10 protein-coding genes are annotated in these 11,697 nt (G+C 45.7%); 1 reads left to right on the top strand and 9 read right to left on the bottom strand.

Features of this window, described 5'->3' with window-relative positions; translation table 11 throughout:
* Positions 1 to 458 precede the first annotated feature (458 nt).
* Positions 459 to 1,043, bottom strand: a complete 585-nt coding sequence (gene clpP / locus ACFQ0C_RS25790; RefSeq protein WP_258214682.1) for an ATP-dependent Clp endopeptidase proteolytic subunit ClpP — start codon at positions 1,041 to 1,043, stop codon at positions 459 to 461.
* Positions 1,044 to 1,282: 239 nt separating this feature from the next.
* Here clpP and ACFQ0C_RS25785 point away from each other — a divergent pair, with 239 nt between their 5' ends.
* Positions 1,283 to 2,026 carry an RNA polymerase sigma factor gene (locus ACFQ0C_RS25785; RefSeq protein ID WP_379370864.1) on the top strand — a complete coding sequence of 248 codons (744 nt, stop codon included), beginning with the start codon at positions 1,283 to 1,285 and terminating at the stop codon, positions 2,024 to 2,026.
* A 222-nt stretch (positions 2,027 to 2,248) separates the two neighbouring features.
* Here the strand turns inward: ACFQ0C_RS25785 and ACFQ0C_RS25780 are convergent, their stop codons facing one another.
* The 8 genes from ACFQ0C_RS25780 to ACFQ0C_RS25745 all read right to left on the bottom strand — a co-directional run bounded on the left by ACFQ0C_RS25780 (position 2,249) and on the right by ACFQ0C_RS25745 (position 11,280).
* Entirely contained in the window at positions 2,249 to 3,364 is a 1,116-nt protein-coding gene (locus tag ACFQ0C_RS25780) for an oligogalacturonate lyase family protein (protein ID WP_379370862.1), read from the bottom strand.
* A gap of 31 nt (positions 3,365 to 3,395) precedes the next feature.
* A complete protein-coding gene (locus ACFQ0C_RS25775) occupies positions 3,396 to 5,141 on the bottom strand; it encodes a hypothetical protein (RefSeq protein WP_379370860.1) in 1,746 nt (581 codons plus the stop codon).
* Between the two features lie 76 nt (positions 5,142 to 5,217).
* Positions 5,218 to 5,820, bottom strand: a complete 603-nt coding sequence (locus ACFQ0C_RS25770) for a type 2 periplasmic-binding domain-containing protein (RefSeq protein ID WP_379370858.1) — start codon at positions 5,818 to 5,820, stop codon at positions 5,218 to 5,220.
* Complete coding sequence (locus ACFQ0C_RS25765) at positions 5,754 to 6,791, bottom strand: extracellular solute-binding protein (RefSeq protein WP_379370856.1); 1,038 nt, start codon at positions 6,789 to 6,791, stop codon at positions 5,754 to 5,756. The genes ACFQ0C_RS25770 and ACFQ0C_RS25765 overlap by 67 nt, the downstream gene beginning before the upstream one ends.
* Positions 6,792 to 6,850: 59 nt before the next feature.
* The gene (locus ACFQ0C_RS25760) at positions 6,851 to 7,747 is read right to left on the bottom strand and encodes a carbohydrate ABC transporter permease (RefSeq protein WP_379370854.1); all 897 of its coding nucleotides are present in this window, start codon (positions 7,745 to 7,747) and stop codon (positions 6,851 to 6,853) included.
* Between the two features lie 53 nt (positions 7,748 to 7,800).
* A complete protein-coding gene (locus ACFQ0C_RS25755; protein WP_379370852.1) occupies positions 7,801 to 8,775 on the bottom strand; it encodes an ABC transporter permease in 975 nt (324 codons plus the stop codon).
* 158 nt (positions 8,776 to 8,933) lie between these two features.
* Positions 8,934 to 10,601, bottom strand: a complete 1,668-nt coding sequence (locus ACFQ0C_RS25750; RefSeq protein ID WP_379370849.1) for a helix-turn-helix domain-containing protein — start codon at positions 10,599 to 10,601, stop codon at positions 8,934 to 8,936.
* Positions 10,602 to 10,608: 7 nt separating this feature from the next.
* The gene (locus ACFQ0C_RS25745) at positions 10,609 to 11,280 is read right to left on the bottom strand and encodes a hypothetical protein (RefSeq protein ID WP_379370847.1); all 672 of its coding nucleotides are present in this window, start codon (positions 11,278 to 11,280) and stop codon (positions 10,609 to 10,611) included.
* Between the last annotated feature and the right edge of the window lie 417 nt (positions 11,281 to 11,697).

Below are 11,697 nucleotides of genomic sequence, written 5' to 3'. Positions count from 1 at the left end.
TTAGGTGGGGTTGTGTTTTAACTATGTCATGGAAAAACTTTGTGAATTTTCACACGATGATTTACAAAGTTGATGATGTGTAAGGTCTGATGCAACGCTAGTGGAAAATGCGGAGGTAATTTTACTATAAATCGCATTTTCATCCCTATAACTGGAAATTATCCCGCTAATTCCGCCCATTTCGGTCAATTATCCTAATACACACTAAAATAGATGGAGATTTTCCAGTTAAAATTACTTAACGGTGATAACCTGGTCTAATTAGCGGGAGGATTTCCATCTAACCATCTGTCACGGGTAACCTCAAGAAGACAGGTCCCATAAAATGCAAAAAAAACCTTCAAACCCACAATAAAAGTGGATTTGAAGGTTCTCTTGCCAAACAAATATAGAGTGGGGATGAGATTACTAAAAACGACTAATGGGACAGCCTATTTGGACAATTCCTATGCGCCAATCTACAAAGAAGTAACCACTTGATCGATAATGCCATACTCCTGTGCTTCTTGTGAGGACATGAAATAGTCACGATCCATGTCTTTCTCAACCTTTTCAATCGGCTGGCCCGTCCGTTCGGCGGTGATTTGGTTCAGCTTTGCCCGGATACCTAGAATCCGGTTGGCTGTTATGGCTATATCACTGGCCTGCCCCTTGGCACCACCATGCGGCTGATGGATCATGATCTCGCTGTTCGGCAGCGCGAAACGCTTCCCTTTGGCACCCGCGAGCAGCAGGATCGCCGCAAACGAAGCAGCAAATCCTGTACAAATAGTATGAACAGGCGGCTTCACAAACTGCATCGTATCATATATAGCAAACCCTGCCGAGGTAGAACCGCCCGGACTGTTGATATACATGGAGATTTCCTTTTCCGGGTCCTCCGCCGCCAAAAACAACAATTGAGCAATAATGCTGTTGGCCAGATGATCATCAATCTCAGCCCCAAGAAACACAATTCGATCTTTCAGCAGCCGGGAGTAAATATCGTAAGATCTTTCACCGCGGCCGGTTTGTTCAACCACATAAGGAATAAAAGTACTCATCTTTCAAAACCTCCGTTTGATCCGTTATTGTATTTCATCATTCATCACTTTCACCCTGTAAACGAATCGAAGCTGCCGAAGGATACGGCATAACGGTTTTTGATGATATAATAAAAAAAACGGAGTGGCCGAAATTTTTTTTTGAAATCTGCGTATCCTTTAAAAGGCTTTATTCGTTTCCATTTAATAAGGATAAAGATCATAGTCAGCATAAAGAACATGGCAAAGGAGAATGTAGGATGATCTTAACGGAAGCTGAAGCAAAAACCCGGATTAAGGAAAACCTTAAGGATATTAAAAACGTGGAGCAGCTTCAAAACCACCTTAACCGTTATTGCCTATCCCTTACTGGATCGATCTGGGATGCCGAGGACTTGGCTCAGGATACATGGCTTAAAGCGTTAGGCAATTTGAAAAGCCAAGAACATCATTCCAACCCTGAAGCCTTGTTACTGCGGATTGCAAAAAACACGTGGATTGATCAAACGCGGAGAAATAAGGTGTTGGACCGGATTTTAAAGCGAGAGCAGCCCAAGGTGAGTACGAAGGATAACGATTCTTTCGAGATCGAGGCGGCCTTCCAGGCTTTGATGAAACATCTGTCCCCCCTCCAGAGAACTGTTTTTTTACTGAGGGATGTATTAGGGTTTTCAATCGGGGATGCGGCAAAATTGCTTAACACAACCGAGGGGGCTGTAAAAGCGGCGCTTCACCGGGCACGCCATGCACTTGAAGCCGTCAAATTTGATTTGAATCAAGGCACGCTTTCGCTGCCCGAGGAAGAAGAGCTGCGAGCTTTCCTAAGAGCGATTGCCTCTGCTTATCAGATAGGAGATATTACTGCACTAATGGAACTATCCCTGCGGGGCGAAGCTGCACCTACTGCTGCCATCGGGATCGTCCAATACAAGCTGCTCCAAAGCTCCCGTTCCTCCTTGCGACGGAGTTCCAATTCCCAACCTAACGCACGGATGGCTGCATAGCTTAGTAACTAAGAGCTTGTACCGCAATAGAGATAACAGAAAGAGGCTGTCCCAAAAGGGCGTCAGTAAATGAGTCAATCCCAAGCTATGTACAAAGACGCCTCCAAAACCACTACGTAAGTGGGGATGGAAGCGTCTTTGTGTAGGGAAACTCCCATTCGAGTGGGGATTCGAAAATCCACAAATGACTTTCGAGACAGCCGTTTTTCATGCTTCAATTCTTTAATTCAAGTCTATTTTATAAATGCAAGGAATGCCTTCCATATCCGATGTGAAAATAATAAACGAACCATCCGGTGCAAAAGTGGGATGCGGATGAGCGTCCTGAGTATTCCCATAAGGCTTCCAGCTTGTTCCATGGGAGCACAGCTTTTCCTCACGCCGCTGTTGTACATCAATCAGATAAATAAAATGCTGCTCACTTAGCTGACCATCCCCAACGATGTTGGAATTATTATTATTGGAAATAAAATGACAATACTTGGAGCTATCCATCCAAATCTCTTCTTCCAAAGTGAATGGGTCCATAAACCGGATGCTTTCGTGCAGCTCATAATCCTTATGTCTATATACAAAAGCAAACCTGGAGCCATCAGCAAGCCAATATTCATGTGTGATCAATTCGTCATGCGTTTGCGTTTTGGCACAGCGCAGGTTCGTCCCGTCTGCTTGAATAAGCCACAGCCTGGCGTCAATCAGATGACCGGGACCTTCATGGCAGAATAGAACCGTTGACGGATCATGTGGCCGAAGCTGCGGATGACCTAACCAACAATTCAATTCCTCATGAACGATATGGCTGGTCTGCCGCTCAATATCGACATAGACGATTCGACAGTGCGGCTTAATCGCCCATTGCGGCTCGAAGGTCGACCAATCCCCATTACTCGGGATGACATCGTTCTCGTTCATTTCTACCAACACCAAATACTTGTCATCCGAGCTTAATCCCGGATTCGGATTCGGATTCCAGCCGTCCGGTGATTCATAGAAGGCTTCCTCAGCCAGTGTGTCCATATCCAAACGAATGATCTGTTTGTCTCGACAATAAATCAGGTAACGATCATCACTGGTGAGACTACAGCCGAAATCATGGACTCCCGCTCCTTCGGTTAATTGCAATGCCGAGCCATCGCTCAGATCCATTCGATATAAATGGCGCTGCTCATTCCTCTCACTTGCATAAATCAGGTAGCGGTTATCATTGGTGATCATCTTATAATAGAAATATGGATGATGATTCACTTGCTCTGGAGCTGTAAGCCGGGTCAGCATTTTTCCGGTATACGGGTCCTTGAATGTATGAAATTCATTGTAAATAACAGAGCCCTTGGCCATTGTGGCACTCCCTCCTAACCTTAATTCCTGCTTATCGCAACCGCATCATTTCCTGTTTTTCTGCAGGCTTCAGTGGCAATTTCAGCTTCAGATTAGCACCGCCGGTCGTCTTGAACTCTGCATTTACCTCACTGGCACGAGTGAAGCCGCTATGAGAAGCCTCCGTCTCAATACCGGCATAATCGGCAGAAGCATCCAATGCTCCTCCATCCCCTTCGCTCAAACGGAAGGCAAATACCAGCAGCGCCTGCTGCATGGAGCGGAAATCAAACCGTTTCCTCTCCCCGGCATATACAACATAATCGAGGCACAGCTTCTGCTCATCACGAGTAAGCTCCCAACTCGTCGACTCGGCATCAAACGCAGCAAAAAGCGTCTTTACATTCATCGTTGTACCTGCGATTTGCACGGATATTGCTTTCGCAGCTGGCTCAAAGTCTTGAGCCTCTACTTGCTCCAAGCTGCCGCCGATTTCAAATCGCAGCCTTAGATCTGAAGCTTCTATCGTTCCGTCTATGGGATCGAGACCGATATGGGTATCCCCGCCATTGGTGCAAAATCCGATACCGAACAGTACGTCCGCCTGCTGCTGAACGCTTGAATACACCGCGGAGGAATAATCATAGCCGTCATGCAGAAACCGCAGGTGAATATAGCTGAAGCTGTCTCCATTCTGGGCATAGCCAAGCAAATTACGGCGTTGATTCCACATGACGTCCTTGCTGAATGTGCCTACGCTGATGGGGCCGCTCATATAAGTGGTAGCCTCATTCACTGTGCGACCCCATTCATCTTTATGAATAGCTTGCAGAATCGTGGATGTTTCTGTATGTTGAAACGCGGGCAAATACGCTTCCGGGCAATGAATTTCATTACCATACCAATCCAAATTGTATATAATATCTTCATTTGCCCGTAAAGAAAGGACCCCTCCGCTTGCCATTTGCAAGAACGATAACACCTCCGGTGTCATCACCGTGCTGTAGCTGCGGCTGTGCGGTCCTGACCATTGCCTGCTCGGCGCATGGAAATGCTCCGCCACCATGCGCCAGGCGACATCCAGCATGCCAGCGCTAAGCTCCTTCGCCTCTGCTTGGCTTGTGGCCGTATGAATGCTAGCCAGTTCTTGGATCGCCACGATCGTATAAGTCGGGCTATTATACTCCTGGAATGTACCCAGCTCCTTCGTGTAATCGCTGAATTTGCGCAGCCGCTCGAGCCCATAATCCGCATACGGCTTGTGCCCGTATACTTCTCCTGTAAGTAAAGTGACGAACGCTCCCATGATGGCGATATTCGTATAGCCGGGACCGACGTTGCGCTTAATGATCGCATCGCAGGCACAGAATAGAGCATGCCGAATCTGCTCTCTTAAGGCAGGACTGAGCAGCCCGGAATGCCTCTGCTCGGCAAGCACCAGCCGCTTCCCGCAGAAATCGGCCCAGTTCCAGTCGGGCGGCGCCATCATCGTTAACGGCTCCTCCATGAACCAGGACCATATACCGAACGTAGCATTCTCACGATTCTGGTCCTGCAGCCCGATCACCTTCTCTATGATATCGGAAGCCCGCTCCACATTTTCCGGCAGTCCGCTATCAAGCAGTCCTAGCGCGTAAATAAAAGCAGCAAGCGTCGGATGCGTATAATCCACATTTTTCAACGTGCTGTGATAGCCAGGGGTACGAAACGGCTTACGAACCATCTTCACCTCCGGGGTATATTCCTTGTGCCAGCTGTCCAATTGCTGCAAAAGCATTTGCTTATGATCGAACGACATAATAGAGTACACTCCTTATTAGGTTTAAGCCCCCAGCCCCTTCCGGAGCGGGAGACTCCGCAGCGCTTCTAAATGCTTACTTGCCTTTCACATTTTTCTCGTACCATTGCTGTGCCAGCTTATCTACATTATCACCGCCCAGACGCTTCCATTCCTTGCGCAGCTGCTCGATGCCCCATTGCGCATTGTATTGGCTGCCGCCTGTGATGACTTTCGTTTCGATCTCCTCGGCTAACGGAGTGAAGGAGGTTGCCGTTTCGCTAAGCTCCGGGAACGTCGGATTGAACGGAATATCGCGTCTGAATTTGTTCTTCATTGCTACCTTAAGCGACTCACCCTGAACCTTCGCATAATCCTGTGAAATGGCGTCCTGCGCGGCCATAATCGGGAAGTCCTCCGGTTTCGGACTCCATTGGTCCAGTATTGCATACTCAGGAGCATAGATCGTTTCCTTTTTGTTTTTCTCCGCATCAATCGCTTGCGGCACTCCATTCAGCAGCTTGTAATGAACTCCTTCTTGACCGAATCTGACATCAAACCAGTTCTTCTCGACCATCCAATCCAACAGCTTTACAGCCGCTTCCGGATCCTTCATATTTTTATTAAATACAATCAGCTTATTAGCAGGTGGCTCCTGAAACAGCCCAAACTTACCATACTTCGTGGATACAGGCTCCAAAGGAACGAGCTGGAATCCGGCACATTCTGCTTGAGCTCCCGGTATTCAGGCGAAATATTCCAGCTCGCCATATAGACGCCTGCTTTTCCCGTAACAAACAGCTGTCTTTCCTTTTGATAATTTTTGTCAGTGATATACTCTTTGTCAACCAGCCCTTCGTCAAATGCTGTTTTCATTAAGGACAACACATCCGCATAACGGTCGGTAAAGTTTCCTTTTACCATCTTATCGTTCTCCAGATACCATAATCCGCTGTGGGCCGCGTACATCGCCTGTATAATCCCCGCGTAGTTAAAGTTGAAGGCAGCGCCAAGCGTATCATTCTTCCCGTTGCCATCCGGGTCCTTTTCCTTAAAAGCTCTCATGACAGTCAACAGCTCATCCATCGTCGTAGGAGTTTTCAACCCAAGCTTATCAAGCCAATCCTGGCGAATCCACATTCCATGGTTGGCAATCGCATCAATACCGCGTGCACTCGTCGCAATGTAGGTTTTGCCGTCAAACTGTGTATAAGGCTTAAGCTCTGGATGCGCTTTCAAGTAGTTTTTATAAGAGGTGCTGTATTTCTCAATATAATCGTCTATTGGTTGTATAGCTCCCTGATCCTTCAAAGTCGACATATAGTCGCGGCCAAATTCCCACATCAGATCAGGCGCCTCGCCGGCTGCAATCAATGTGTTCAGCTTCTTCGTTGACTCCGTCCGTACGACAGGCACCCATTTCACGTTAATGCCCGATTTCTCATTAATATACTTGGTTGTCCGGTTGCTCTCGTAAGTTCCTTCATCACTTGCTACTTGACCTCGATCCAGAATCGAAACGCTGACTTCCAGCTTCTTCTTTTTGTCGGTTCCGCCATCCTTCTTCCCTGCATCTCCGCTGCTATCCGTACCGCCATCCGAGGAGCATGCCGCAATCGTCAATAAGGCCGCCGCCATCACGAGCGCCATATGCTTTCTTTTTACCATCATCGTCCGCCTCCATATTTGATTTTTAAAATCGCAACAGACAGGCCTTCTTGGAATCCGCCCTAACCTTTGATAGAACCGATCAAAACACCTTTAACAAAGTACTTTTGAAGAAATGGATAGATACATAAAATCGGCATAACGGAAATGATGATAGCTGCAGCTCTGATGCCTTCCGGTGTAACCAAATTTTGCATCATGGCACCTTCACCGCCGCTTGTAGCATTCGAATTGAGGAGATTCAGACTGGTTGTATCAATCATCTGCAGCAGCTTGACCATAAGAGACAGCTTCCCTGAGCTCGTAATGTACATCAGCACATTCATATACGAATTCCACCAGCTTACCGCATAAAATAATGTCAGAGCCGCTATAATTGGCATCGATAAAGGCAGAATGATTTTCCAAATAATCACCAAATCATTAGCACCATCTATTGCAGCCGATTCTTCCAATTCCGCGGGCAGGTTCTCAAAAAACGTTTTCATAACGAAAAAATTGTACGTGCTGAGCAGACCGGGCAGCCAAAGTGCCCAATAGGTATTCATAATTCCCAATGTTTTGATCAGAATGTAATTAGGGATCAATCCGCCGCCAAACAGCATTGTGAAGGTAATGATCATCAGAATGAGATTTCTTCCCTTCAACCGTTTCCTGCTTAAAGGATATGCCGCTATAATCGTAGCTACAATATTTAATACCGTCCCCACTACCGTGATCAATAAGGTGTTTTTCATCGCATTAAACAGCTGGCCATCATCAATCAAATTTGAAAAGGATATAAAAGTAATTTCCTTCGGCCACAGAAACACTTCCCCGGACATGATAGCCCGCGAGCTGCTCATGGATGTTGCCAGCACATGAATGAACGGAAATAACGTCATCATGGCAAGCACAGCCAATAATACATAGATAAGGCCGAAGAGCAGCTTTATTGTAAAAGACTGACTGCCGGACATCGCATCCCCCTCCTAACAGTTTTCGTAAGAAAACTTACTTCGTAAGCATAGACTTACCATAGCCCGTTCTCACCCATGGCTTTAATAATTTTATTAACACTTACGACCAAAATAAGTCCAATAATCGATTGAAACAAACCAAGCGCGGTAGTGTAGCTGTACTGCGAGCCTTCCAAACCAACATGATACACATAAGTGCTGATAACGTTGGAAACTTCATATACGGCTTTATTTTGCATGACAAAAATATGCTCGAAGCCCACATCCATCATCTGTCCAACACGTAAAATAAGCAAAATAGCAATCGTACTGCGGATACCTGGGAGTGTTACATGCCATATGCGGCGCAGCTTGCTGGCCCCGTCGATTTTGGCCGCCTCATACAGCTGAGGATCAATCCCGGCAATTGCCGCGAGGTATAGAATCGTGCCCCAACCGGCATTTTGCCAAATTCCTGATAAAATGAACATAATCGGCCACCAAAAGTTATTGGCCATGAAATAAATCGGCTCAATTCCGAGCATCTTGACGAGCACAATATTAACGACGCCCGTAGAAGGGGACAAAAGAGCAATGACGATACCTCCAAGCACAACCCATGATATAAAATGAGGGATGTAGAGCAGGTTTTGGATCGTCCGTTTGTACCACTCGATTCGGACTTCGTTCAAGAGAATGGCCAGTACAATGGGCACTGGGAAGGCGAATACAATGCCGTAGATGTTTAGCAGCAGCGTATTTTTTAATACTTTGAAAAAATCGGGACTTGTGAACAGTCTCTCAAAATGCTTAAGTCCTACCCATTGGCTCCCCCAGATTCCATCGGCAAACCGATAATTTTTAAAGGCAATGATCTCGCCGAACATCGGGGCATACTTGAAGGTGAAATAGTACGCTAATATAGGAAGAAGCAGCAGGTACAAATATTTATCCCGCTTTAAGTATTTCCATGCCAGCTTCAGCCTGTTCGTTCGCACCGATTGCCTAACCCCTGCTTGTGCGGCTGCCCCGCCCATTTGTGATTTCATAGCTACACCTCCCTTCTGCTCTGCTGGTTACAACCTTATGGTAGCCGCAGCAGGACTGCTTTGAAAATATTCCCTTTTTATGCTCTGCGCTTTTTTTAATGATATGGGTATGTTCATTTTTTATCCTCTTCACTTCTTTTAAGGTAATAGGGCTTCCACTAAAGGATTAGGGATACTCTTCTGCATAGGAAGTCATCACCCTCGGGGGGCTTTGTTATGGTTTTCCCTGAATTCCCCTGGCGTTTGTCCTGTATATTTCTTGAAAATACGAATAAAGCTTTGCGTGCATAGCCGACACTCTCCGCTATCGCATTAACCTTCCGCTTGGGATCGAGCAGCAGCTCCTTGGATTTCTCCATACGGAACTGAATCAAGCAATCCATGAAATTCGTTTCAGTCGTTTCCTTGAACAGCTTGCTTAAATACGGAACGCTTAACTGGAACTGCGAGGCTAACAGATTAAGAGACAGGTCGCTGTCCATGTAATGCTGCTCCATGTACTCCATCACCTGCTTGATCGTATCGTTATTCCCCCTGCTCAACCGCTTTTCTTCCGTTCGAACAATTAATTGATGCAGGAAGGTGGAAATATAGCTCTTAATATCGTCCACATTGGCGCAGGACTCGATTCGGTTATATATATTTTCCTTGGGATCAAGAAACTCCTTAATTTCCAGCCCTTTATCCGATATAACCTTAATCGATTTCATTATTAATTGAATGCACATCTGTTTGATCATTTCAGGCGGGACGTTGCTTGCAATTATTTCTCCAAAAATTTTGTCCAGCTGAGCTTCCAGCTTCACCTTATCCGTGTCACGGATGTAGTTAACCACCGAATCGCTCATCCCCGAAATGCGATAAAATTTATCGTTATGGTTGTTTCCTGCAATATCATCAATAGATACAACTGAGTTATCGCCCATGATCAGCTTGTATTTCAGAGCATTCAGCGCTTCTTGATAGGAGCTGTGAATCCCCTCCAAATGCAATTGAGGACGGCCTACTCCAATCGTAACCGTTTGCTTGAAATGGCCCTCCACGTAATCCTTAACGAGATCGGCCACCTGTAAAGCTTGAATCTGATTACCTTGGCTGTCATCCTCTTCAAAGCTCATTATTACAGCGACTCTTCCATCCGTTAACTCAACCGACACTCCTTTGCAAACGCCGGCAACCAGTTCCTCCGCAACATTGCTAATGGCATAGGTGAACAAATAGACATCCCGCGGGGTCGCTATATCCCGAATGCGATCCAATTCTATGACCAGAACAACAAAACGAACATCGTACAGGTTAATGCCAAGCATGTCAAAATACGGCTTCATCCTACTATAATTCGTCTTATCGCCCATCATTAAGCTCATAATGGACCGCCATTTCAAGGCAGGTAAACTTTCATTCATCTGCTTTTGCAACGTTTCGTTATCAGAAATAATTTGTTTGAAAAACTTTTCCATATACGTAAGATCGCCGGGACGGCCAATTTTCTTCTCAGTAATCGAGCGGAAGAACAGCTCCAACGGGCGAAACGTGTAGTTGCTTACTGCAAACACTAGTACGATTGCGAGCAGAAACATTCCTACGGCAATGGTCAACAGCAGATTACGAATAATTTGCAGTGGCCGGTTCATCTCCGGGTTCGGGATGATGCTCACATATTTCCAACCGTTATAAGCGGATGTCAAATAAAACGTAGTATAACTGCCGTTATCCGTATTTTGGGTTAAATAACCGCTATCTGTCAGCTGCTCCAATCTTGGAGCCCCTTCAATACTGCTTACAGGCTGAAACAGCTGCTTCTTGTTTTGAGACGATATAATCATTCCCTGCTCAATTGATCACCAAGGTTTGCCCTGCCCTCTGTTTATCAACATTCTGAATCAGATTGGAGACTGTATTTTCAGCGACATTTACGATAATAGCCCCTTTGCGAAACTGTGGGATGCTAATGAGCGGGTAAGAGCGAACTAGAGTAATCACATTTTTATCAAGATGCAGGCCAGAGCTAATCTCTGTAATTTTCCTCGTGTCTAGCCACTTCTGATAGCTTGTCATAGAGGTAAATGCATCACGCCAGTTCATATCGTAAAAGTCAGCTTCATCGGAAAAAGTAGTATCGGTCAGCAAACTTTTGTTCTCCAGAGAATACAAATAGAAGGATGAAATATTGCTGTTTGCGAACATCAATGCCTTAAACCGGTCATTCAACACTCGAAAATGATTAAACCGCAAATCGTCATTAGCGTATCGCCCATGCAGAAAAAAGGACACATCCGGCTCTTGAATAAAGTTAATCGTGTTGGTATCGATTTCCCGGAGCATCATTTCGATTTTTTGCTGAATCAGATTTAGCAGCGCGACATTCGTGCTCCGCACTTGATCCTCAAGGCTGCCCTTAGAGCTTAAGTAGGAAAGCCAGACGGTTGAAGAAATAATTAACAAGAAAAATATCCCATAGATGACTTTAAACCTTGCAGAAATGTTCCCCTGTAAAAAGTTCATGAGGATGGCTCTCCTTTCAAATATCGCAAGCTGTAACCGCATTCATCATCAGCATAGCATAACTAGCCACGTTTAAGGGACATCAAAATAGTTTAGGAAGCTGAAACTCGATAGGACACCAGCTGCCTCGTAAAATAGCAGCGCTATATCCACAAAATGAGGATAATAACGGAAGTACTACTTCCTTTATCACCTGGAAAGCTCAAAAAACAGAGCGATAACGGAATAGCTAGTTCCGTTATCGCTCTGTTTTGGTGCATAGTACACCTATTTCGCCCCAATAACGGAATTTCGACTTCCGCTATCGTCTAAAATTTCGGACGGTAGTTGGAATAACGGAAATTTCCGCTCCGTTCAAACCCTTCCATAAATAACGACAGCCCCGATTAAAAAGGCAAAAAAACCTGCCACCACATA

Source organism: Paenibacillus sp. GCM10027630, assembly GCF_042676305.1.
Classification (GTDB): domain Bacteria; phylum Bacillota; class Bacilli; order Paenibacillales; family NBRC-103111; genus Paenibacillus_S.
Note: the sequence above shows the minus strand (reverse complement) of the source record. Positions and strands in the feature narration are given on the sequence as shown.